This window comes from Erwinia sp. LJJL01 (assembly GCF_047300805.2).
Classification (GTDB): Bacteria; Pseudomonadota; Gammaproteobacteria; order Enterobacterales; family Enterobacteriaceae; genus Erwinia; species Erwinia aphidicola.
Genome location: NZ_CP178576.1, coordinates 2,871,595 through 2,895,343, shown reverse-complemented (window position 1 = coordinate 2,895,343; position 23,749 = coordinate 2,871,595). Strand labels below are relative to the sequence as shown.

The following is a 23,749-nucleotide window of genomic DNA, read 5'->3' as shown; positions in this document are numbered from 1 at the left end:
TCAGAAGTCCATCAGCTCCGCTTCTTTCTCTGCCAGCGCAGCATCAATTTTCTTGATACCGACGTCGGTCATTTTCTGGATCTCTTCCTGTGAGCGACGATCGTCGTCTTCACTGATCTCTTTGTCTTTCAGCAGCGCTTTCACTTTGTCGTTAGCATCACGACGCACGTTACGCACGGATACGCGGCCCTGCTCGGCTTCGCCGCGCACGATCTTGATCAGATCTTTACGACGCTCTTCGGTCAGCGCTGGCAGCGGAACGCGAATATCGGTGCCCGCTGACATTGGGTTCAGGCCCAGGTCGGAAGACATGATCGCTTTTTCAACTGCGTTGCTGATAGAACGGTCAAACACGTTGATTTTCAGCGTGCGGGAGTCTTCTACCGTGACGCTTGCCAGCTGGCGCAGCGGAGTAGCAGAACCGTAGTAATCAACCATGATACCGTCGAGGATAGCCGGAGATGCACGGCCAGTACGGATCTTGCTGATATTGTTTTTGAATGCTTCTACGCATTTTTCCATGCGTACTTCTGCATCTTTCTTGATGTCGTTAATCACGTTGAAACCCTTGGATTCTGTTTGATCCACCAGCTTTCGACAGTGCCGAAAGCCGTTCAAATACATTTAAAGATAGTTCTGACAGGCAGAATATACCTTATTTTAACCGCAGACTGATATCAATGCGTAATCAGCGTGCCTTCTTTTTCACCCATCACAACGCGACGCAGTGCGCCCGGCTTGTTCATATTGAACACGCGGATAGGCAGTGAATGGTCGCGAGCCAGCGTAAAGGCGGCCAGATCCATCACTTTCAGCTCTTTTTCCAGCACTTCGCTGTAGGTCAGCTGTTCGTGCAGGGTTGCATCCGGGTTCTTCACCGGGTCGGCAGAGTACACGCCGTCAACCTTGGTCGCTTTCAGCACCACATCGGCTTCGATTTCGATGCCGCGCAGGCAGGCTGCGGAGTCAGTGGTAAAGAATGGGTTACCGGTACCGGCGGAGAAAATCACCACGCGGTTGTTGCGCAGCAGGCTAATGGCTTCAGCCCAGCTGTAGTTGTCGCACACGCCGTTCAGTGGAATAGCGGACATCAAACGGGCATTGACGTAGGCACGGTGCAGTGCATCACGCATCGCCAGGCCATTCATCACGGTTGCCAGCATACCCATGTGGTCACCGACAACGCGGTTCATGCCTGCCTGAGCCAAGCCAGCACCACGGAACAGATTACCACCACCGATCACCACACCTACCTGAATGCCCAGCTCTACCAGTTCTTTGACTTCCTGAGCCATGCGATCCAGCACGCTGGCATCGATGCCAAAGCCTTCAGCGCCTTGCAGGGCTTCGCCACTCAGTTTCAGAAGAATACGTTGATATACAGGTTTTGCATTGGTCGCCATGGTTTTTTTCCTGGAAGCTATGTCGAAAAGGGGTGTTGACTGTGTGCGGTATCATCCTAAAAGCGCCAGAGAAATGCTATTGGGATGAGACTGAAAATGCGCTGTCGAAAGACAGGCAAAAAAGAACCGCCGTTTGGCGGTTCTTTTAGAGCAATTAAGACTGCTTGGACATCGCCGCAACTTCTGCTGCGAAATCGGTCTCAGCTTTCTCAATGCCTTCACCCACTTCGAAGCGGATGAAGTTAGTGACGTCTGCATTTTTCTCTTTCAGTGCCTGACCCACAGTTTTTGATGGGTCAATAACGAAAGGCTGGCCAGTCAGAGAAACTTCACCGGTGAATTTCTTCATGCGGCCTTCAACCATTTTCTCTGCGATCTCTTTTGGCTTACCAGACTGCATCGCGATGTCCAGCTGAACCTGGTACTCTTTCTCTACCACTTCAGCAGACACGTCTTCTGGCTTAACGAATTCTGGCTTGCTCGCGGCAACGTGCATAGCCAGCTGCTTAACCAGCTCTTCATCAGCATTGGTAGCGGCAATCAGAACGCCGATACGCGCGCCGTGCAGGTAGGTACCCAGCAGGTCGCCTTCCAGGCTTGCAACGCGACGAATGTTGATGTTCTCACCGATTTTAGCAACCAGTGCAACACGCTCTTCTTCGAACTGGGCTTTCAGCACTTCAACATCAGTGATTTTACCGGCAACAGCCGCGTCCAGCACTTTGTCAGCGAATGCCTGGAAACCAGCATCTTTAGCAACGAAGTCAGTCTGGCAGTTAACTTCCAGAATCACACCGTAGTTGCCTTCGATTTTGGTTTTGATCACGCCGTCAGCAGCCACGTTGCCTGCTTTCTTAGCCGCTTTGATTGCGCCAGATTTACGCATGTTCTCAATGGCCAGCTCGATGTCGCCATTGGCTTCAGTCAGCGCTTTCTTACAATCCATCATGCCAGCGCCAGTGCGCTCGCGCAGTTCTTTTACCAGAGCAGCGGTAATATCAGCCATTCTCTAATCCTCGGTTAGCTCAGCATCTGCAATTACAGAAGCCTTAACGGGAAACATTCTGCCCCGCTGAATTTTCTTTCAGCAAAGCGAACTCGAAAAAATAAAGGGGCCACAAAGGCCCCTTACAGATTCACATCTGATTTTTAAGGGCTCTTAACAGAGCAAGCCTTATTACTCAGCTTCGGCGAAGGTTTCTTCTGCCTGCTGAGCCAGGTCCTGAGAGCGACCTTCACGTACAGTGGTAGCCACTGCAGTCAGGTACAGGCTAACAGCACGGATTGCATCGTCATTACCTGGGATAATGTAGTCAACACCGTCTGGATCAGAGTTGGTATCAACGATAGCAAACACTGGGATACCCAGGTTGTTTGCTTCTTTGATAGCAATGTGTTCGTGGTCTGCATCGACAACAAACAGTGCGTCTGGCAGGCCGCCCATGTCTTTGATACCGCCCAGGCTGTTTTCCAGCTTGGCCAGTTCACGAGCGCGCATCAGCGCTTCTTTCTTAGTCAGTTTGTCGAAGGTGCCATCCTGAGACTGAGTTTCCAGATCTTTCAGACGTTTGATTGACTGACGAACGGTTTTCCAGTTAGTCAGCATACCACCCAACCAGCGGTGATTAACGAAGAACTGGTCGCAGCTCAGAGCGTGCTCTTTTACCGCTTCGCTTGCAGCGCGCTTAGTACCAACAAACAGAATCTTACCTTTACGGGAAGAGATCTTGCTCAGCTCAGCCAGGGCTTCGTTGAACATTGGTACAGTTTTCTCAAGGTTGATGATGTGAACTTTGTTACGCGCGCCGAAGATGAATGGCTTCATTTTCGGGTTCCAGTAACGGGTCTGGTGACCGAAGTGTACACCGGCCTTGAGCATGTCGCGCATGGAAACAGTTGCCATGATTACCTCTATAGATATAGTTTGGGGTTAAGCCTCCACGTATCCCGTACAACCGACCCATCGGCTCTTTCGAACCAGCAAGGCACCCCGGCGTAGGTGTCGATACGTGTGTGTTATTTACACATAGTGAGATTTATGCGTTTCTCAATCTGGCGAAGAGACTCACCGAACAGAGAATCGTCGGCGCGCTTTATACCATAAAGCCGCAGCTGTAGCCAACAATTGTTACCCTTGCGGCCCGAATTAAATGACTGCCGCAGGCCACAGCATGGCTGAGACCACAAACTGCAATTGGCAGCGTCGGGGCAGGCTGATACCATTGCAGCACTTTCTTTATATTATTGTCGACAATGACGACAAATGTGGACCGAATGAATGGCTATCTCAATTAAAACCCCTGAAGAAATCGAAAAAATGCGCGTTGCCGGTCGCCTGGCGGCTGAAGTGCTTGAGATGATTGAAGAGCACGTCAAGCCTGGCGTCAGCACCGGTGAGCTGGACCGTATCTGCCACGATCACATCGTTAATAAACAGCATGCGGTCTCCGCCAGCCTCGGCTATCACGGCTTCCCGAAATCCGTCTGCATTTCGGTCAATGAAGTGGTGTGCCACGGTATTCCGAGCGACGACAAAATTCTCAAGGACGGCGACATCGTCAATATCGACGTCACCGTGATCAAAGATGAGTATCACGGCGATACCTCAACCATGTTTATCGTGGGTAAACCCACGATTCAGGGCGAGCGCCTGTGCCGCGTCACCCAGGAGAGCCTCTACCTGGCCCTGCGTATGGTGAAGCCGGGTATCCGCCTGCGCACCATCGGTCGTGAGATCCAGAAGTTTGTAGAGGCGCAGGACTTCTCGGTGGTGCGTGAGTACTGCGGCCACGGCATCGGTAAAGGCTTCCACGAAGAGCCGCAGGTACTGCACTACGACGCGGATGACGGCGGTGTGGTGCTGCAGGCCGGTATGGCCTTTACCATCGAACCGATGGTCAACGCCGGTGATTACCGCATCCGCAGCATGAAAGATGGCTGGACCGTAAAAACCAAAGATCGCAGCTTGTCCGCACAGTACGAACACACTATTGTGGTAACGGAAAACGGCTGCGAAATAATGACGCTGCGCAAAGACGACACCATCCCGGCGATACTGACGCACGAGGATTGATTCGGTGTAGGGGCTGATCTTATTTTTTGGTCAGCCCGCATGCAGAGTACCAGGCCGGCGCAAGCCGGTTTTTTTATGTCTTAGGGGCGGTGAAATGAATAAAGATGTAACTGAAGCCAGCATCCTGAAAAAGCTCACCAAAGCGCCGCGACGCTGGGAAGACCGCGAGCTGAATCGCGACACGCTGAAGCATCACCTTGATGTTTTCCAGCAGCATCTGGCCGCCGCGTTCGACGCCGGGCAGGATGTGGAGAGCCTGATCGATGCGCGCACCCTGTTTATTGACCGCCTGCTGCGGCGGCTGTGGCGCTTCTATGGCTTCCCGGAAAAAGAGGGCGTCGCGCTGGTCGCCGTTGGCGGCTATGGCCGTGGCGAGCTGCACCCGCTCTCCGATATTGACGTGCTGATCCTCAGCCGCAAACCGCTGTCCGATGAAGATGCCCAGCGCACCAGCGATCTGCTCACCCTGATGTGGGACCTGAAGCTGGAAGTTGGCCACAGCGTGCGCACGCTGGAAGAGTGCCTGCTGGAGGGGTTATCCGACCTTACCGTCGCCACCAACCTGATTGAATCGCGCATGCTGACCGGCGACCTCGCGCTATTCCTTGAGCTGCAGAAGAACATTTTCAGCGATGGCTTCTGGCCTTCTGACCGCTTCTTCGCCGCCAAAATCGAAGAGCAGCAGGATCGCCACCAGCGCTACCACGGCACCAGCTACAACCTGGAGCCGGATATCAAAAGCAGCCCCGGTGGCCTGCGCGATATCCACACGCTGTTATGGGTCGCCCGCCGCCACTTCGGCGCCACGTCGATGGACGATATGGTCGGCTTTGGTTTCCTGACCGAAGCCGAGCGCAATGAACTCAACGAATGCCAGAGCATGCTGTGGCGTATTCGCTTCGCCCTGCACCTCACCCTCACCCGCTACGACAACCGCCTGCTGTTCGACCGCCAGCTCAACGTGGCCCAGCGTCTGAACTATCAGGGTGACGTCAACGAACCGGTCGAGCACATGATGAAGGACTTTTTCCGCGTCACGCGCCGCGTGGGTGAGCTCAACCAGATGCTGCTGCAGCTGTTTGATGAGGCGATCCTCGCGCTTGGCACCGACGAGAAACCGCGGCCGATGGATGAAGAGTTCCAGCTGCGCGGCACCCTGATTGACCTGCGGGATGAGACCCTGTTCGCCCGGCAGCCGGAAGCGATCATGCGCATGTTCTGGGCGATGGTGCGCACGCCAAAAATTACCGGTATTTACTCCACCACCCTGCGCCATCTGCGCCACGCGCGCCGCAATCTGAAGCAGCCGCTCTGTACCATCCCGCAGGCGCGCGAGCTGTTCCTGTCGATCCTGCGGCACCCAGGCGCGGTGAGCCGGGCACTGGTGCCGATGCATCGCCACAGCGTGCTGTGGGCCTATATGCCGCAGTGGAGCAACATCGTCGGCCAGATGCAGTTTGACCTGTTCCATGCCTATACCGTTGATGAACATACCATTCGCGTGCTGCAAAAGCTGGAAAGCTTTGCCGACGAACGCACCCGCCCGCGCCATCCGCTGTGCGTGGAGCTGTGGCCGCGCCTGCCGCAGCTGGAGCTGCTGCTGATGGCGGCACTGTTCCACGATATCGCCAAAGGGCGCGGCGGCGACCACTCGATCCTCGGCGCGCAGGACGCGCTGGAGTTCGCCGAAATGCACGGCCTCAACTCACGCGAAACCCAGCTGGTTGCCTGGCTGGTGCGCCACCACCTGCTGATGTCGGTGACCGCCCAGCGCCGCGATATTCAGGACCCGACCGAGATCCAGCAGTTCGCCGAAGTGATGCAGAACGAAAGTCGCCTGCGTTACCTGGTGTGCCTGACGGTGGCCGATATCTGCGCCACCAATGAAACGCTGTGGAACAGCTGGAAGCAGAGCCTGATACGCGAACTGTTCTTCGCCACCGAGAAGCAGCTGCGGCGCGGCATGGAGAACAGCCCCGACCTGCGCGAGCGCGTGCGCCATCACCGCCTGCAGGCGCTGGCGCTGCTGCGTATGGACAACATCGATGAAGAGGCCCTGCACCGTATCTGGGGCCGCTGCCGCGCAGACTATTTCCTGCGCCACACGCCTAACCAGCTGGCCTGGCATGCGCGCCACCTGATGAATCACGACCTCAGCAAGCCGCTGATGCTCGTCAGCCCGCAGGCGACACGCGGCGGCACCGAGATCTTTATCTGGAGCCCGGATCGTCCCTACCTGTTTGCCACCGTAGCCGGGGAGCTGGATCGCCGTAACCTCAGCGTCCACGATGCGCAGATCTTTACCAGCCGCGACGGCATGGCAATGGATACCTTTATCGTGCTGGAGCCGGACGGTAGCCCGCTGGCGCCGGATCGCCATGAGATGATCCGCCAGGCGCTGGAGCAGGCGATCTGTCAAACTCACTGGCAGCCGCCGCGCATGCGCCGACAGTCGGCAAGGTTGAAGCATTTTAGCGTTGATACCGCGGTGAATTTCTTACCCACACACACTGACAGACGAACGTATCTGGAATTAGTGGCGCTCGATCAGCCCGGGTTACTGGCACGCGTTGGCGAAGTGTTTGCCGACTTAAACGTGTCGCTGCACGGCGCGCGCATCAGCACCATCGGTGAACGCGTCGAGGATTTATTTATCCTCGCCAACAGCGATCGTCGGGCATTAGACGCAGATTTGCGCGAAGTGCTGCAACAACGGTTGACAGAGGCCCTTAATCCAAACGATAAAGTGTGACCCAGATTTACTTTTTATCAGTGCCAGCGCGTGATTCTGCCGCAGCGGAATCGTTTTCGTTGAATATGCGTCGGCAAAACCAGGAAGAGACTAACTATGCAACAGTTACAGAGTGTTATTGAGGCTGCTTTCGAGCGCCGTGCGGACATTACCCCAGCCAACGCGGATACCGTTACCCGTGAAGCGGTTAACCAGGTTATTGCCCTGCTCGACAGCGGTGCCCTGCGCGTGGCTGAGAAGATCGACGGTCAGTGGGTGACTCACCAGTGGCTGAAGAAAGCGGTGCTGCTCTCTTTCCGCATCAATGACAATCAGGTAATGGAAGGCGCTGAAAGCCGCTACTACGACAAAGTCCCGATGAAATTCGCCGACTATGACGAAGCGCGCTTTAAGAAAGAGGGCTTCCGCGTGGTGCCACCTGCCGCGGTGCGTCAGGGTGCATTTATCGCCCGTAACACCGTGCTGATGCCTTCTTACGTCAACATTGGTGCCTATGTTGATGAAGGCTCGATGGTGGATACCTGGGCGACCGTGGGCTCCTGTGCGCAGATTGGTAAAAACGTGCACCTGTCCGGCGGCGTGGGCATCGGTGGCGTACTGGAACCTCTGCAGGCCAACCCGACAATCATCGAAGACAACTGCTTTATCGGCGCCCGTTCTGAGATCGTAGAAGGCGTGATCGTGGAAGAAGGCTCGGTGATCTCAATGGGCGTTTATATCGGCCAGAGCACCAAAATCTTTGACCGCGAAACCGGCGAAGTCCACTTCGGTCGCGTTCCGGCGGGTTCAGTAGTGGTTTCCGGCAACCTGCCATCCAAAGACGGTACCTACAGCCTGTACTGTGCGGTGATTGTGAAAAAGGTTGACGCCAAAACCCTCGGCAAAACCGGCATCAACGAACTGCTGCGTACCATCGACTAATCTCGTCTGCGGGCTGCCACGGCGGCCCGCCCTCTCCTGTAACGTTAACTTTACGTTTCTTCTGCGAACTACCTCTTTCACGCCGCGAAACAAGTGATGCTATTGCGCACAATCTGAGCCATAATCCGCGCCAGAAAAATCCTGTTCTTAAATTAACCGATCCTTTTCCGTTTTTCGGATAGCGACTACATTGATCGCATCTGGATCGAGTGTCTCCTTAAAGGAAAATGCTATGTACGATAATTTGAAAGGTCTGGGCATTGCAACGCCGGAAGATATCGACCGTTACAGCCTGCGTCAGGAAGCGAACAACGACATCCTGAAAATCTATTTCCGCAAAGACAAAGGCGAGTTCTTTGCCAAAAGCGTGAAATTTAAATATCCGCGTCAGCGTAAAACTGTGGTGGCTGATAATGCCAGCCAGGGTTACAAAGAAGTGCAGGAAATTAGCCCTAATCTGCGCTATGTGATTGACGAACTGGATCAGATTTGCCAGCGCGATCAGGTAGAAGTCGATCTGAAACGTAAAATTCTCGACGACCTGCGTCATCTGGAAAGCGTTGTTTCTAATAAGATCGCAGAAATTGAATCAGACCTGGATAAACTGACCCGCAACGGTCGTTAAAATAAATAAGGGGTGACCGGAAAAGAAGGTCACCCCCTACGTTTATAGTCCATTGTAAGGGCGGACCCTCTTTTTCGGTCCGCCCTTATCATATTTACAATCCTGTGTAGGGGCGGCCCCTCTTTTTCGGTCCGCCCTTTTCGACATCATTTACTGCATCAGCAGGTAAATGCTGCTGTCACCACGCTGAATATTCAGCGCCAGTACCGATGGCTTAGTATCAAGGATTTTGCGCAGCTCACCCAGATTAGCAATTGCCTGCTGGTTAACGCCCAGGATCACATCGTCTTTCTTCAGACCGATGCGCGCCGCCGCAGAACCGGCCTTCACGCTATCCACCTTCACGCCTTTGGTTCCCTTCGCATCGTAGTTGCTCAGGTTAGCGCCTTCAATACCGGTGTAGATAGTACCGGAATCGACCTTGGCTGCGGTGCTCTGCTGCAGCGCCACGTTAACCTTCATCGGCTTACCGTCGCGGATCAGGCCCAGCTCCATTTTGGTGCCAACCGGCAGCGAGCCGACTTCAGCACGCAGCGCCGCAAAGCTGGAAATTGGCTTGTTGTTGAGAGAAACGATCACGTCCCCGGCTTTAATGCCCGCTTCCGCAGCGGAAGATTTAGGCAGCACCTGGCTGACAAATGCACCGCGCTGCGCGTCGACCTTCATCGCTTTCGCCAGCTCAGAGTTCAGCTCGGTGCCCATAATCCCCAGCTCGCCGCGTTTCACCTGGCCATATTCAACCATCTGACCGGTCAGGTTTTTCACCATGTTACTTGGGATAGCAAAGCCGATACCGATGTTGCCGCCGTTTGGCGCCAGGATCGCGGTATTAATCCCGATCAGCTCACCGTTCAGGTTCACCAGCGCACCGCCGGAGTTACCGCGGTTGATCGCCGCATCGGTCTGGATAAAGTTTTCGTAGTTTTCCACATTCAGGCCGCTGCGGCCAAGCGCAGAGACGATCCCCGAGGTGACCGTTTCACCCAGGCCGTACGGGTTACCGATCGCCACGGTGTAGTCACCCACGCGCAGCGCATCTGAATCGGCAATTTTAATCGCGGTGAGACCTTTGGCATCTTTCAGCTGAATCAGTGCGATATCGGAACGCGGATCTTTACCAATCACTTTGGCGTCAAATTTACGCCCGTCGCTCAGCTGCACCTGAATTTTGGTGGCGTTATCTACCACGTGGTTATTGGTGACCACATAGCCTTTAGCGGCATCAATCACTACGCCAGAGCCGAGCGCTTTGAATTTCTGCTGCTGGGTATCTGCTCCGCCGTTGCCTTCCGCCCCGCCGCCCTGACACATTGGTGAGGACTGGAACGGCGAACCGTCCTGACAGAATGGCGAGTTGTCGCCGAAGAACTGCTGGAACTGCTGCGGCATACGCTGCGTGCGCACCGTGGTGCTGCCTTCAACATTGATACTGACCACCGACGGCATCACTTTTTCCAGCATCGGTGCCAGGCTTGGCAACTGCTGAGTGGGCGTAGAAGATGAGGCGGTTTCAGCAGCGCTGGCAGATAACGGGCTCATTGCCAGCCCAATGCTCATGGCAAGGGCACTTAATACTAACGTGGTTTTTTTCATTAGATGGATTCTCAAGTATTCAGTTAAATAACCATTGCTGTGGTTGTGATGATGAGATTAACTTTTTAGCGCTAAGTTCATGTTTAAATATTAGGGAAAGGTAAAAAAGTATTGTCTCCCTTTACAAAACTCAGCACAGCTTATTCCACGGCCATCAGACGCCGATACTCATCCCAGGCGTACAGATCGGTCATCCCGCTAATGTAATCCTGTAACAGGCGCGCGCGATAATAGTATTCCCAGATAGCCTCTTCGTTTGGCGTTTTATCCAAGTTTTCCACGGCTTCACTGTAGGCGAGGCGAAAACGCGTTGAGAGTTTGTGAAACAGCCGGGTTTCAATCGGATACCCTTTCAGATAATCCTTCTCATTCAACTCGCTAAATTCTTCGCGCGTTAACAGCAGCAGCGGGCGGTATATATCCAGCAGGCCGCTGATAACCCGATACCCCTGCAATTCCAGCTGCTCGACTTCCGGATGATTAAATACGTGGCGGAAGGCGACTTTTTTGAAAATATCCAGCAGCAGGCTGTGAGGACTGCCATCTTCCAGCAGCGCCTCGTTGAAATCACCATGATAGACCGCGGGCAGATGATCGATGAAACGGCTGGCGGCGTGCGGCACGAGCTCCGCGACAGTATTGACGCGCAGATACATAAAGAACTGATCCTCGCGACTCAGGTTGGTCTGGCGGCTGCGTGATTTCTCCAGCGCGGTGGTCACCACCGTGGCAAACAGATCGCCCTGCTGATGATTCGGCCAGAGCTGGAACAGATGTTCATACAGCTGCTCAACGCTGAAGATTTTTTTCTCCACGGCATCTTCCAGATCCGCCACGCAGTAGGAGATATCGTCGGCCGCTTCCATGATATAGGTCAGCGGAAAACGGCTGTGCGGCTGCAGATCCAGCTGCTCGCGCAGGCGGCTGACGTACTCCTCTTCCGCCAGATAGTAGCCGGGCTTTTTCATTAAATAGCTGTGGCTGTCCGGAACCGGACCGCTGTGCCAGGCCGGGCGAGTGTATTTCAAAATACAGCCCACCTGCGCCCAGGTCAGATTCATCTTCATCAGCGTGTGCACCATGCGGATCGCCTGCGCATTGCCCTCGAAGTGCGACAAATCCTGACGAATATTTGCACGCAGCTCGTTCAGCCCATCGTCGCAGTGACGCAGCACCTCGGGCACACAGCGGTCGGGGCGCTGGCTCTCCGGCTGCCAGCCCGCATCCAGCTGCTGACGGAACCAGTCGTTGATCGCCGACTCGCCGAAATGACCAAACGGCGGATTGCCGATATCGTGCATCAGGCAGGCCATCTCGACGATGCTTTCAAACGGCGCGGTCAGCTGCGCCAGCCCCAGCGCGGCCAGCTGGCCCTGCTCCTGCAGGCGCGTCAGCACCTCTTTGGCGATATAGCGCCCAACCTGCTGCACTTCAAGCGAATGCGTCAGCCGGGTACGCACGGCGGCATTGCGCTCCAGCGGGAAAACCTGGGTTTTCTGCTGCAGGCGGCGGATCGCCGCAGAGTTGATAATCCGCCCGCGATCGCTCTCAAATATGCGCAGAATTTCATGCTCATCCTTCGGCCCCTGATACGGACGAAAGCGACGCTGCCAGTTAATTTTCGTGCGAAAGTCTATCGCGCTCATGCCTGTTCCCTCGGGTTAACGGTACGCATCACCGTCAGACGGATTATCACGCCAGGCTGTGTCCCGTAATTGTGCGTGAGCCCCGCTGGAGGTCAAATCTGCTTGCGGCAAGGCGTGAGTCGCGCCATTGGGTGAACCCAATAAGCCGGCGAACAACGCGGTTGCAAGCAGATTTGGCCCCAGCCCTACGGGTCGCGCCCCAAAATGCCGCTCTCTGTGTTGTCAGGTTTGGCCATAGTTCACTATGGCCTGCACCCTCCGCCTTGATAACGGCATTTTGGCGCTGCGACGGGGCCACGACCAATCACGGGACACAGCCTGATGCTGCCATGATAGACTATGCGCCGAAATCATTGGCAAATTCTACAATTTTAGCGGGTATCCCTATGAAAGCAGGCATTATTGGTGCGATGGAACAGGAAGTTACGCTGCTGCGTGACAAAATTGAAAACCGTCAGACTCTGACCCTGGCGGGCTGTGAAATTTATACCGGAACGCTGAACGGTGTTGACGTGGCCCTGCTGAAATCCGGCATTGGTAAAGTCTCTGCCGCACTTGGCACTACCCTGCTGCTGCAGCTGTGCAAGCCGGACGTGGTAATCAATACCGGTTCCGCCGGTGGTCTCGCCTCCACGCTGAAAGTGGGCGATATCGTGGTGTCAGACGAAGTGCGCTATCACGATGCCGACGTGACCGCCTTCGGTTACGAGCCAGGCCAGATGGCCGGCTGCCCGGCGGCGTTTAAAGCTGACGACAAGCTGATTGCCGCCGCAGAGCAGTGCATTGCTCAGCTGGGCCTCAACGCCGTGCGCGGCCTGGTGGTGAGCGGTGATGCCTTTATCAACGGCGCTGCCCCGCTGGCACGCATACGCAGCACCTTCCCGCAGGCGGTGGCCGTGGAAATGGAAGCGACCGCCATCGCCCACGTCTGCCATCAGTTCAGCACGCCGTTCGTCGTGGTACGCGCCATCTCTGACGTAGCCGATCAGGAATCCCACCTCAGCTTTGACGAGTTCCTGGTGGTCGCCGCTAAGCAGTCTTCATTAATGGTAGAAACCCTGCTAGCCCAGCTGGCTCGTGGCTAAACGCTTTCTCCCCCTGCTGCTGCTGTGGCTGGCCTGTGCCGCCACGGCAGCGCCGCGCGTGGTTACGCTGGCCCCTAACCTGACCGAGCTGGCCTTTGCAGCGGGCATTACCCCGGTTGGCGTCAGCGCATTCTCTGATTATCCGCCTGCGGCGCAGCAGATCCGCGAAGTGGCAAACTGGCAGGGGATCAATACGGAGAAGCTGCTGGCGCTGAAGCCGGACGTGGTGCTCGCCTGGCGCGGCGGCACGCCGCAGCGCCAGGCTGACCAGCTGCAGTCGCTGGGGGTGAAGGTGGTGTGGCTGGCGCCGGACTCTATCGCTGAGCTGGTCTCCAGCCTGCGCCAGCTGTCGGTTTACAGCCCGCAGCCACAGCAGGCCGAACAGGCGGCAGATCGCCTGCAGCAGCAGTTTGCCGATCTACGCCTGCGCTATGCCCGGCAGCAGCCAAAGCCGGTTTTCATGCAGTTTGGCATGCGACCGCTGTTTACGGCAGCGGGCCATACTTTGCAAAATGAAGTACTGCAGCTGTGCGGCGGGGAGAATATCTTTGCCGATGCACGAGTGCCGTGGCCGCAGGTCAGCCGCGAACAGGTTTTAGTTCGCCAGCCACGGGCAATTGTCATCCCCGGCGATGACGCTCAGGCGCAGCAGGTGGCGCAGTTCTGGCGCCCGCAGCTTGCGGCAACGGTGATTGCTATCAATGATGACTGGCTAAGCCGCGCCGGACCGCGTATGATTCTGGCTGCGCAAAAACTGTGCAGCCAGCTATCGCTAGCCGGCAAGCCCGGAGAACGAAAAATCACCGCTATGCGTGATTAAAGCTCCGGCAATATTGGCCGTTAACTAAATAACGAGGCAGCGAAATCCGTACATAATCCGCCGCCCGTTTTATTGCTTTGAGTTAATTCCCCGGTTTACACCACCAGGAAATCGTCATATGAAATCCGTTTATCTGGCTCTCGGGCTGATGATGACGGGTCATGCCTTTGCCGCTTCAACAACCGGCAGCATTGGCGTGAAATTAACCATCTACACGCAGTGCCGCGTCGATGGCAGCGCTGTTTCTGCCAGCCGCCAGCCGGATATTGCCTGTGGAGTACAGCCTGATGCCCAGCCGAAAATTACGCAAAACGTTGTTGAAGACAGTGCGGCTCAGAAAGTAAGGTTAGTTACCGTCGAATGGTAAAATTATCCAATGTAAAAAAAAGCCTCCCGGATGGGAGGCTTTTTTTTTAAGCGGGATCAGATGCTGAAGGAAGAACCACAACCACAGGTGGTTTTCGCATTGGGGTTGGTCACGATAAAGCGTGAACCCTCCAGCCCTTCGGTGTAATCCACCGAGCCGCCCACCAGATATTGCAGGCTCATCGGGTCCACCACCAGCGCCACGCCCGATTTCTCAATCGTCATGTCACCGTCGTTAATCTTGTCGTCAAAGGTAAATCCGTACTGGAAACCGCTGCAGCCACCGCCGGTGATATACACACGCAGTTTCAGCTCCGGGTTGTCCTCATCGGAAATCAGGTTTTTGACTTTACTGGCCGCCGCATCGGTAAATTGCAGGGGCAGTGCTACATCGTCGCTCATGTGATACTCCAGTATGCTTTCAGGCCGGGTGCCTGACAGGTCACAAATCGACCATAATTGTTGTCATTATCTTACACACGGGTAGAGCAATCAAGCTCAGGCTGTACCACCCTGTGCGGTGGCATCGGCCGCTTCCTGTTTCTGCTGCTTAGCCAGAGTGCGGGCAAGCAGGGAGGAATACAAGGGCTGGCCGCCAAGAAACTGCGCCAGCAGCGTCGCCCCCAGGCAGGTAATAATCATCGGCAGGATCAGCTGGTAGTTGTCGGTCATCTCCAGCACCAGCACAATGCCGGTCAGCGGTGCGCGCACCGACGCAGCAAATAGCGCCCCCATTCCGGCAATAGCGAAGGTCGCCGCCTGCAAGTGATACTCCGGCAGCAGGGCCGCGCTGACAAGGCCAAACGCCGTGCCAAGCACCGTGCCGAGCGCCAGCATCGGGGCAAAAATCCCGCCGGGCGCGCCGGAGCAGAAACAGAGCAGCGTGGTCGCCAGACGAATGATAAAAATAAACAGCAGCGTTCCGGCGGTGTAATTTCCTGCCGCCACCAGCGGGATCAGCCCGGAGCCGCCGCCGGAAGCCGCAGGCATGACCAGCCCCAGCACGCCGCAGATGCCCCCCAGCAGCGCCCCGATCAGCAGCACCTTACTCATCCTGCCACCGTGCAGGCGTTGAAACAGATCCTGAATGCGAAAGATCAGCTGATTAAACGTCACGCCCACCACGCCAATGACCATCCCCAGCAGCAGGTAGAGCCACAGCGTATTCACCGGCGCATCCGACAGCCGCCCCACTTCGATCACCGCCCGGTCGCCGTTAAACACCCGGAACACGATGCTCGACATAATCACCCCGATAAACACCGCCTTAATCGAGATCAGGCTATAGCGAAACTGCAGGCGCATCTCTTCGATAATAAACAGGATACCGGCCAGCGGTGCGTTAAACGCCGCCGACAGCCCCGCCGCCGCCCCCGTCGCCAGCAGCGAGTGCCGCGCTTCGGTACTCTTCATGCGGAAGATATCCAGCAGCATACGGCCGATATTGCCACCCAACTGCACCGTCGGGCCTTCCCGGCCCAGCACCATCCCGGCGCCGAGCGTCCCCATCCCGCCGATAAACTTCACTGGAATGACCCGCCACCAGCGCACCGGGCGCAGCTCCTCCAGCGCACCTTCGATTTCCGGGATCCCGGAACCTGCGGCTTCAGGGGCGAACGCGCGCACCAGACCATAGCCAACCGCCGCCAGCAGGGCGGAAATGATAAACGCCAGCGGGTACATCACCAGCGGATGCTGGCTGAATGACGCCAGCAGCCCGACGCGCTGGCCGATAATCCAGTTCACCGCGTGTTCAAAACCAACGCCGACCAGGCCGGTCAGGGTTCCGGCAATTCCGGCCATCACCAGCACCGCCAGCGGCGTTTTATCGCGCCGCAGCAGCAGGCGCAGAAAGTCGCCGCGCCGGGCAGGCACCACGTGCAAATCATCAGTTGAGGTGGAGTGCTGAGTCATAGGCCATTCATTTTATTGTAAAGATTGGTCAATATCTTACCTGTTCTCGCCAGTAAAGCCCGCGCTTAATTTCTCTCTAATCGTGTCAGAATCAGCAACAGCCTTTGGCTGACTCGCGAAGTTACCTTAGAATAGACGGGTTTTTTAATGAATGATCAGGAGCGGTTCCATGAGTAAGTCTGAAAACCTGTACGCTCAGGCGCAGCAGTTAATTCCCGGCGGCGTCAACTCGCCAGTGCGAGCCTTTAACGGCGTGGGTGGCGTACCGCTGTTTATCGAACGCGCTGACGGGGCTTATCTGTTCGATGCAGACGGTAAAGCCTATATCGACTATGTCGGCTCCTGGGGCCCGATGGTACTGGGGCACAACCACCCCGCCATCCGCAACGCGGTGATTGAAGCGGCTGAACGCGGCCTGAGCTTCGGCGCTCCCACCGAGATGGAAGTGAAAATGGCGGCGCTGGTCACCGAGCTGGTGCCGACCATGGATATGGTGCGCATGGTGAACTCCGGGACTGAAGCCACCATGAGTGCGATTCGTCTGGCGCGCGGCTTTACCCATCGCGATAAAATCATCAAGTTCGAAGGCTGCTACCACGGCCACGCTGACTGCCTGCTGGTAAAGGCGGGTTCCGGCGCCCTGACTCTCGGCCAGCCTAACTCCCCTGGCGTGCCGGCGGACTTTGCCAAACATACGCTGACCTGCACTTACAACGACCTCGACTCCGTACGCGCGGCCTTTGAGCAGTATCCGCAGGAAGTGGCCTGCATCATCGTTGAGCCGGTCGCCGGCAACATGAACTGCATTCCGCCGCTGCCGGAGTTCCTGCCGGGCCTGCGTGCGCTGTGCGATGAGTTTGGTGCGCTGCTGATCATCGATGAAGTCATGACCGGCTTCCGCGTAGCGCTGGCGGGGGCGCAGGCTTATTACGGCGTGGAGCCGGACCTGACCTGCCTCGGCAAAATCATCGGCGGCGGCATGCCGGTAGGTGCCTTTGGCGGCCGTCGTGAAGTGATGGAAGCGCTGGCGCCTACAGGCCCGGTTTACCAGGCGGGTACGCTGTCCGGCAACCCGATCGCCATGGCCGCAGGCTTCGCCTGTCTGACCGAAGTGGCGCGCACCGGTACGCATCAAACCCTGACCGAGCTGACCACCCGGTTGGCTGACGGCCTGCTGGCGGCAGCGAAAGAGGAGAATGTCCCGCTGGTGATTAACCACGTTGGCGGCATGTTCGGCCTGTTCTTCACCGACGCCGACAGCGTGACTCATTATGCCGACGTGCAGCAGTGCGACGTTGAGCGCTTTAAGCGTTTCTTCCATCTGATGCTGGAGGAGGGAGTTTATCTGGCCCCGTCCGCATTTGAGGCCGGCTTTATGTCGCTGGCGCACAGCCCGGAAGATATTCAGCGCACCATCGACGCGGCACGTCGTAGCTTCGCGAAACTGTAAACCACCATGCCATGGGCCGCGGGGCTCAAACGGTAATCTCCGGGCGGGGCATGCCCCGCCCGGACAACATCCGAGAAGGTCAGGCATGCCTGACCTTTTTTTATACCTTGCGCAACAGATAGATAAAGTACGGTGCGCCAATAAAGGTCGCCAGCAATCCGGCCGGGATCTGATCCGGGAAGGAGAGCATCCTGCCGCACCAGTCTGCCGCCACCATCAGTCCACCTCCCAACAGCGCCGCCATCACCTGCTGCGGCAGCGCCCGGCGGAAGCCGAGCATGCGCGCAATATGCGGGGCCATCAGGCCGACAAAACTCAGCGGGCCGATAGTCAGCGTGGCCGCCGCCGTCAGGCAGGCCGCCAGCAGCAGCAGCGCCAGGCGCGATGGCGTCAGCGCCACGCCGACGGCACGTGCCGTCGCGCCCCCCAGCGGCAGAATGGTCAGCCAGCGGCGGCACAGCGGCACCAGCGCCAGCAGGATGGCGGCAATGATCAGCGTTCGCTTCGCCTGCAGCGCATCGATTTGATAGGTCGAACCGGAAATCCACGTCAGCAGGCCAGCCATCCGCGGGTCGCCGCTCGCCAGCAGCAGCATCAGCAGCGTGGCAAACGCCGTGCTCAACGCCATCCCGGCCAGCAGCATGCGCTCGGGGGAGAAACCGCCGCGTCCGGCGGCAATCGAGATAATCAGCAGCGTCACCGCCGCGCCGAGGCTACCGGCCGGCAGCAGCCAGCCAAAGGCATCACCCGGCACGATAAACAGCATAATCACCACGCCAAACGCCGCGCCGGAGCTGATGCCCAGCACTTCCGGGCTGGCCATTGGATTACCGGTCAGGCGCTGCACCACGCAGCCCGCCACGCCCAGCATCATCCCGGTGGCCAGCGCCGCCAGCATACGCGGCGCGCGCCACGGCAGCAGCTGATGCCACAGATCCCCGCTCGCCCACACCCAGCCGTGCGCGTCGCGGCCAAAGCTCAGCGCCACCGCACTCAGCAGCAGCAGTACGCCGCCGCCCAGCAGCGCCCACCACAGCACGCGGTGGCGCTCGGCAGGAACGTTATCACCCTGATTCATCGCCGGCGGCAGCGAACCGGTGCGCAGGCGCGGCAATAGCCACAGCAGCAGCGGCGCCCCGATCACCGCCGTCACCGTGCCGGTGGAGATCTCGCCCATTTTATCCGCCAGCCACAGCACGCTCTGGTCCGCCAGCCACAGCAGCAGCGCACCAATCAGCGGCGCCACCAGCAGGCGACCAAACAGACGGCGGAAGCCGAGCATTTTCGCCAGCAGCGGCGAGAAAAGGCCGATAAAGCCGATAATCCCGGTGGCATTAACCAGCGAGGCACTGATCAGAATAGCCAGCGCCAGCACCGCAAAGCGCGCCAGCGAAATCCCCAGGCCAAGATTTTTCGCCACGCCGTCGTCCAGCCCCATCAGGGTCATCGGGCGCAGCAGCAGCAGCGTCAGCAGGACACCGCCCAGCAGGCGCGGCCAGAGGAACTCGACGTTGCTCCAGTCCATCTGGTTCAGCGATCCGGTGCTCCACAGAAACATGTTTTGCAGCTGGTCATGATTGAAGATAGCGAAGATCTGATTCACCGCGCCGCAGTAGAGCGACAGCACCAGCCCGGCGAGGATCAGCGTTACCGGCGACATCCGTTTGCCCCACGCCACGCCAAACACCACCACGCCAACCGCGATGGCACCAAAGGTCGCCGCCAGCTGCTGCGTCAGCATGCCGCCCGGCACGCTCCACAGCGTCACCACGGTAATGCCCAATTGCGCCCCGCTCGCCACGCCCAGCGTCGCCGGTTCCGCCAGCGGATTGCGCAGCACCTGCTGGAACAGCAGCCCCACCAGCCCCAGCCCGGCGCCGGCCAGCAGCGACAGCGACAGGCGCGGCAGCAGGCTGTAGTGGAATACCATCTGCTCGATATTGTTCATATCCGGCGCGCGCAGCGCCGTCAGCCACTGTTCGGCAGGCAGCTGGTGTTGCAGGTTGGTGAGCGTTAGCGCCAGCGCGGCGATAAACAGCAGCAGCAGCAGCGCGATCGGTAAACGGTACTGGCGCATCACTCCCCTCCCAGCACGCGGTCAAGCGTGTAGAGCAGCTGCATCGCCGAGAGCGTCGCCCCATAGAACCAGACGCGCGGCACTTCGGTGAAGCGCTGCGCGCGCACAAAGGGCATCGAACGCCACAGGTCGGAGGCAGTGACCTGTTTCATCAAATTTGCATTGCCGTGCTCGAAGCAGATCGCCTCAACATCGTGCCGATCTGCCAGTCGTTCAATTCCAATCACCGCACTTCCCCAAAAGGTGGTCTCCCCCTGCCATGCATTCACCAGCCCCAGCGCATCCATCACCTGCTGGAACAGGCCGTTGGCGGTGAAGACAATCGCATGACGCGGGTCGAGAATAGACATCAGCAGCAGAGGCCGCTGCTGGCGGCGGGCCAGGCGGGCCTTCACGCGCGCGATCAGTGCATCCAGTTCGGCCAGATGGGCTTCAGCCTGCGGCACGCGGTTGATGCGCTGCGCCAGCGCCATCAGCGACTGACGGGCGCTGGTCAGCGGCTTGCCGTTACCGTCGTTAAAGGTGAAGCCCATGCCCGGCGCGATGCGCTGAAAACGTGTCGGGTCCGGGCCATAACCTTGTGAAAAGAGGATCAGCGAGGGCTTCAGCTGGGTGATGAGTTCAAGGTTCGGTTCGCTACGCAGCCCCACATCCACCACCGACGGCGGCAGGACCGGCTCCCCCACCCAGTTGCGATAACCGTGCAGTTCAGACGCGCCAGTGGGCGTCACGCCAAGCGCCATCAGCAGTTCGAGCGGGAGCCACTCCAGCGCAATAATGCGCTGCTCATCAGCAGCATATGCAGAGCGGGGAAGCTGGGCCAGCAGCGGGGAACAGGCCAGTGCCGTCAGCAGACGGCGACGCGAAATATCCGGCATCACAACATCCAACCCTTAGTAAACAAAACTCACCGGCGCGCCGCCATTCGGGTGCGGTAAAATACCCATCGGGATACCATAAATTTCCCCCAGCACGTCACCCTGCATGATCGCCTGCGGCTCGCCCTGGGCGATCATCTCACCGTGGCGCAGCGCCACCATATGATCGCAGTAGCGGGCCGCCATATTGAGATCGTGCAGCACCGCGATCACCGTCAGGCCCCGTTCACGGCTGAGACGCTGGATCAGCGCCAGCACGTCAACCTGATGGGCGATGTCCAGAGCCGAGGTCGGTTCATCCAGCAGCAGACAGCGGCTGTTCTGTGCAACCAGCATGGCAATCCATGCGCGCTGACGCTCGCCGCCGGAGAGGCTGTCGACCAAACGGCTGGCCAACGGTTTCAGGCCGACCAGCGCAATCGCTTCATCAACACGCTGACGATCCTCCGCGCCATAGCGCCCTAGCGCGCCGTGCCACGGATAACGTCCAATCGCCACCAGCTCGCGTACCGTCATCCCTTCCGCAGCGGGAAGCTGCTGCGGCAGATACGCCACTTCGCGGGCAAAGGCTTTGCTGCTCCAGCTGTCGAGCGGCTGCTGGTTAAGTCGCACCTGCCCTGCTGATGCCGCATGGTGGCGACCGAGCATTTTCAACAGCGTCGATTTTCCGGAGCCGTTATGGCCGATCAGGCCACACACTTTTCCGGCGGGAAAGGCCAGCGACAAGGGCTGTAACAGGGTTCTGCCCGGTACGGCAAAGCTGACGTTATCCAGGGTGAAGGTGGTTTCTGTAGCAGACTGATGTGGCATGGTTTTCTTCTGATTGGCGGGCGCAGCGTACCGCGCCCGATAAGAGAGTTAGAAACGGAAGGTGGCGGTACCCACAATCTGACGTTCCGCGCCCCAGTAGCAGGCGTGCTCGCGGTAGCAGCTGGCCACATACTCGCGGTCAAACAGGTTATTGACGTTAACCCCCACCGATGAACCCGGCAGGCCAAAGCGTGCCAGATCGTATTTCACGACCGCATCCACCAGCGTATAGCCCGCGACGTCGAAGTTCTGATCCTGGTTAGCACCGTTGCTGTCCTGGTGGCGATACAGACCTTTGCTCTCACCGACGTAACGCAGACCGGTACCCAGCGTCAGGCCGGAGAGCGCCGTTTCGTGGAAGGTGTAATCCCCCCACAGTGAAGCCATATGCTTCGGCACCTGCACCGGGGTTTTACCACGCAGATAGTTGTCTTCGGTGTATTGCGCATCGGTATAGCTGTAAGAAGCCGTCACGTTGACGTTGGCATTGACGGCGGCCTTGGCTTCAAATTCAAAGCCGCGTGAGCGGATTTCGCCGCCCTGCACGCTGAACAGCGGTGCCGTCGGGTCACCCATCAGATTGTTGTTTTTGGTCAGCTGGTAGATTGCCCCGGTCAGCACGATGGGACGATCTTTCGGTACGTATTTCACCCCGGCTTCATACTGTTTGGCGCGCGATGGCTGGAAAGTTTCGCCGCCGAGCGTGGTGCCGGTATTCGGGATAAACGACTCGCTGTAGCTGAAGTAAGGGGCGATACCGTTATCGAAGACGTAGTTAACGCCGCCGCGCCAGGTGAAGGCCTGGTCGTGGGTTTTATTCTCGCTGCCGTTACGGTCAAAGGCAGACATGGTGAGGTAATCGTAGCGCCCGCCCAGCGTCAGCACCCAGCGGTCCCACTCCATCTGATCCTGCGCGTACAGACCGGTCTGTTCCTGCTTATTCAGATACTGGTACGGGTTATACAGCGCCGTTGGCTGGTCGTTACCATACACCGGATTGAGTGCATCCAGCGGAGCAGCAGCGCCAAAGATGGCATCGATATCGTTACGCGAACGCTGGTAATCCACGCCCATCAGCAGCGTATGGTCCAGCTGCGCGGTAGCAAACTTCGCCTGTGCCTGAGTATCCACGGCAAACTGGTTCAGCTTTTCCTGCGAATGTGCGTAACCGCGATCGATAGTGTTGTTTGCCGTATTCAGGCCGTTGCCATAGATGCTGAGGTAATCAGTACGCATCTGTGCGTAACGCAGGTTCTGGCGCACGGTCCAGGTATCGTTGAACGCGTGGTCAAAGCTGTAGCCCACCATTTTAGTGTTGCGCGAGATTTTATTGCTCGCTTCACCCTCATCAAAATCGGTTGGCAGCTTATGCTGATTGCCGTTGGCATCGGTAATGGGCACTACCGTGCCTTCACGCGGCAGCCAGCCGTAGTAGCCGGTTTCCGGCTCGTTCTGGAAATAGCTCAGGAAGGTGAAATGGGTGTTTTCATCCGGCTGCCAGCTGAACGATGGCGCAATGGTGTAGCGCTTCTCTTTGTTCATCTGCTGCTGCGCATCGGCGCTGCGCGCCAGGCCGGTCAGGCGGTAAGAAAACGCTTCGTTATCATCCAGCGCACCGCCGAAGTCAAAGCCGGTGGAAAACAGGTTATCGCTACCCATCTGGAACTGCACTTCACGCAGGGTCTCCGTGGTTGGCCGCTTGCTGACCATTGCCACGATACCGCCCGGGTTACTTTTTCCGTACAGCACCGAGGTCGGTCCGCGCATCAGCTCGACGCGCTCAAGGAAGTAAGGGTCAATGGCAAATTCAGAGTAGTTATCACCCTGCAATTTCAGGCCGTTAAGATACTGGTTGGTATTGGTTTCGCTAAAGCCGCGAATAGAGAGCGCATCAATCACGTTGGAGGCACCGCGGTTGCCCACCATTACGCCGGTGGTGTAGCCCAGCGCTTCTTTCACCGACAGCGGCTGATGCGTCTGCATCTCCTGGCTGGTGACCACGGAAACCGACTGTGGGTTTTTCTCAATTGGCGTCGCAGTTTTGGTAGCGGTGGCGCTGGTTTTAGCGGCGATGGTTGGCGCTGGCCCCCACGGACTCTCCTGCGGCGCGCTGCTGGCATTAGCGTTTACGGTAATGGTGTCGTCAGCGGCAAAGGCAGCGCCGCTGGTCAGGGACAAGGCAACCAAGACTGCCAGCTGGCGTTTCGCCGTCTTTACGGTATTGAAATCAGTGGAAAAATTGCGCGTGTTGGCCATTGAGCTTTCTCTGAACAAGGATTGTTGAATGTGAAACGAAACGATAATTATTATTATAACGCTCGGATAATATGCGAAAC

20 protein-coding genes are annotated in these 23,749 nt (G+C 57.6%); 8 read left to right on the top strand and 12 right to left on the bottom strand.

Going from position 1 to position 23,749, the window contains the following annotated elements:
- The 4 genes from frr to rpsB form a co-directional block, all read right to left on the bottom strand.
- Nucleotides 1-558, bottom strand: coding sequence for a ribosome recycling factor (frr, locus tag ACLI4M_RS14265; RefSeq protein WP_048914994.1), 558 nt, complete (start codon nt 556-558; stop codon nt 1-3).
- Between the two features lie 119 nt (nt 559-677).
- Nucleotides 678-1,403: a UMP kinase gene (gene pyrH / locus ACLI4M_RS14260; RefSeq protein ID WP_048914993.1), complete on the bottom strand. Its 726-nt coding sequence runs from the start codon at nt 1,401-1,403 to the stop codon at nt 678-680.
- 154 nt (nt 1,404-1,557) lie between these two features.
- The gene (gene tsf / locus ACLI4M_RS14255) at nt 1,558-2,409 is read right to left on the bottom strand and encodes a translation elongation factor Ts (protein ID WP_048914992.1); all 852 of its coding nucleotides are present in this window, start codon (nt 2,407-2,409) and stop codon (nt 1,558-1,560) included.
- 171 nt (nt 2,410-2,580) lie between these two features.
- Nucleotides 2,581-3,306, bottom strand: a complete 726-nt coding sequence (rpsB, locus tag ACLI4M_RS14250; RefSeq protein WP_048914991.1) for a 30S ribosomal protein S2 — start codon at nt 3,304-3,306, stop codon at nt 2,581-2,583.
- Between the two features lie 375 nt (nt 3,307-3,681).
- Between rpsB and map the strand changes: the two genes are divergently transcribed.
- From map to ACLI4M_RS14230, 4 genes are all read left to right on the top strand, one after another.
- A complete protein-coding gene (gene map, locus ACLI4M_RS14245) occupies nt 3,682-4,476 on the top strand; it encodes a type I methionyl aminopeptidase (protein WP_133624412.1) in 795 nt (264 codons plus the stop codon).
- 94 nt (nt 4,477-4,570) lie between these two features.
- Nucleotides 4,571-7,228 carry a bifunctional uridylyltransferase/uridylyl-removing protein GlnD gene (glnD, locus tag ACLI4M_RS14240; protein WP_133624414.1) on the top strand — a complete coding sequence of 886 codons (2,658 nt, stop codon included), beginning with the start codon at nt 4,571-4,573 and terminating at the stop codon, nt 7,226-7,228.
- 96 nt (nt 7,229-7,324) lie between these two features.
- Nucleotides 7,325-8,149 (top strand): 2,3,4,5-tetrahydropyridine-2,6-dicarboxylate N-succinyltransferase, encoded by an 825-nt coding sequence (gene dapD / locus ACLI4M_RS14235; RefSeq protein ID WP_048914988.1) that lies wholly within the window; start codon nt 7,325-7,327, stop codon nt 8,147-8,149.
- A 232-nt stretch (nt 8,150-8,381) separates the two neighbouring features.
- Nucleotides 8,382-8,774 carry a DUF3461 family protein gene (locus ACLI4M_RS14230; RefSeq protein ID WP_048914987.1) on the top strand — a complete coding sequence of 131 codons (393 nt, stop codon included), beginning with the start codon at nt 8,382-8,384 and terminating at the stop codon, nt 8,772-8,774.
- A 150-nt stretch (nt 8,775-8,924) separates the two neighbouring features.
- Here ACLI4M_RS14230 and degP read toward each other — a convergent pair whose 3' ends face one another.
- Both degP and dgt read right to left on the bottom strand, forming a co-directional pair.
- Nucleotides 8,925-10,367: a serine endoprotease DegP gene (degP, locus tag ACLI4M_RS14225; RefSeq protein WP_413449725.1), complete on the bottom strand. Its 1,443-nt coding sequence runs from the start codon at nt 10,365-10,367 to the stop codon at nt 8,925-8,927.
- Nucleotides 10,368-10,507: 140 nt separating this feature from the next.
- A complete protein-coding gene (gene dgt, locus ACLI4M_RS14220) occupies nt 10,508-12,013 on the bottom strand; it encodes a dGTPase (protein ID WP_133624416.1) in 1,506 nt (501 codons plus the stop codon).
- Between the two features lie 386 nt (nt 12,014-12,399).
- Here dgt and mtnN point away from each other — a divergent pair, with 386 nt between their 5' ends.
- From mtnN to ACLI4M_RS14205, 3 genes are all read left to right on the top strand, one after another.
- On the top strand, nt 12,400-13,098 hold the full coding sequence (gene mtnN / locus ACLI4M_RS14215) for a 5'-methylthioadenosine/S-adenosylhomocysteine nucleosidase (RefSeq protein ID WP_133624418.1): 699 nt from the start codon (nt 12,400-12,402) through the stop codon (nt 13,096-13,098).
- Nucleotides 13,091-13,918: a vitamin B12 ABC transporter substrate-binding protein BtuF gene (gene btuF, locus ACLI4M_RS14210; protein WP_133624420.1), complete on the top strand. Its 828-nt coding sequence runs from the start codon at nt 13,091-13,093 to the stop codon at nt 13,916-13,918. Before mtnN ends, btuF begins: the two co-directional genes overlap by 8 nt.
- Nucleotides 13,919-14,036: 118 nt before the next feature.
- On the top strand, nt 14,037-14,285 hold the full coding sequence (locus tag ACLI4M_RS14205; RefSeq protein WP_048914982.1) for a hypothetical protein: 249 nt from the start codon (nt 14,037-14,039) through the stop codon (nt 14,283-14,285).
- Nucleotides 14,286-14,341: 56 nt separating this feature from the next.
- On the opposite strand, the gene erpA is transcribed toward ACLI4M_RS14205, so the two are convergent.
- Complete coding sequence (gene erpA, locus ACLI4M_RS14200; protein ID WP_048914981.1) at nt 14,342-14,686, bottom strand: iron-sulfur cluster insertion protein ErpA; 345 nt, start codon at nt 14,684-14,686, stop codon at nt 14,342-14,344.
- A gap of 96 nt (nt 14,687-14,782) precedes the next feature.
- Entirely contained in the window at nt 14,783-16,198 is a 1,416-nt protein-coding gene (gene clcA / locus ACLI4M_RS14195) for a H(+)/Cl(-) exchange transporter ClcA (RefSeq protein ID WP_133624422.1), read from the bottom strand.
- 169 nt (nt 16,199-16,367) lie between these two features.
- Between clcA and hemL the strand changes: the two genes are divergently transcribed.
- Nucleotides 16,368-17,648, top strand: a complete 1,281-nt coding sequence (gene hemL, locus ACLI4M_RS14190; protein ID WP_133624424.1) for a glutamate-1-semialdehyde 2,1-aminomutase — start codon at nt 16,368-16,370, stop codon at nt 17,646-17,648.
- A 100-nt stretch (nt 17,649-17,748) separates the two neighbouring features.
- On the opposite strand, the gene fhuB is transcribed toward hemL, so the two are convergent.
- The 4 genes from fhuB to fhuA are packed head-to-tail and all read right to left on the bottom strand — an operon-like array spanning nt 17,749 to nt 23,669.
- Complete coding sequence (fhuB, locus tag ACLI4M_RS14185) at nt 17,749-19,725, bottom strand: Fe(3+)-hydroxamate ABC transporter permease FhuB (RefSeq protein ID WP_133624426.1); 1,977 nt, start codon at nt 19,723-19,725, stop codon at nt 17,749-17,751.
- On the bottom strand, nt 19,725-20,603 hold the full coding sequence (fhuD, locus tag ACLI4M_RS14180) for a Fe(3+)-hydroxamate ABC transporter substrate-binding protein FhuD (RefSeq protein ID WP_133624427.1): 879 nt from the start codon (nt 20,601-20,603) through the stop codon (nt 19,725-19,727). Before fhuD ends, fhuB begins: the two co-directional genes overlap by 1 nt.
- Before the next feature lie 15 nt (nt 20,604-20,618).
- The gene (fhuC, locus tag ACLI4M_RS14175) at nt 20,619-21,413 is read right to left on the bottom strand and encodes a Fe3+-hydroxamate ABC transporter ATP-binding protein FhuC (RefSeq protein ID WP_048914976.1); all 795 of its coding nucleotides are present in this window, start codon (nt 21,411-21,413) and stop codon (nt 20,619-20,621) included.
- Nucleotides 21,414-21,461: 48 nt separating this feature from the next.
- Entirely contained in the window at nt 21,462-23,669 is a 2,208-nt protein-coding gene (gene fhuA, locus ACLI4M_RS14170; protein ID WP_133624429.1) for a ferrichrome porin FhuA, read from the bottom strand.
- Nucleotides 23,670-23,749: the final 80 nt, after the last annotated feature.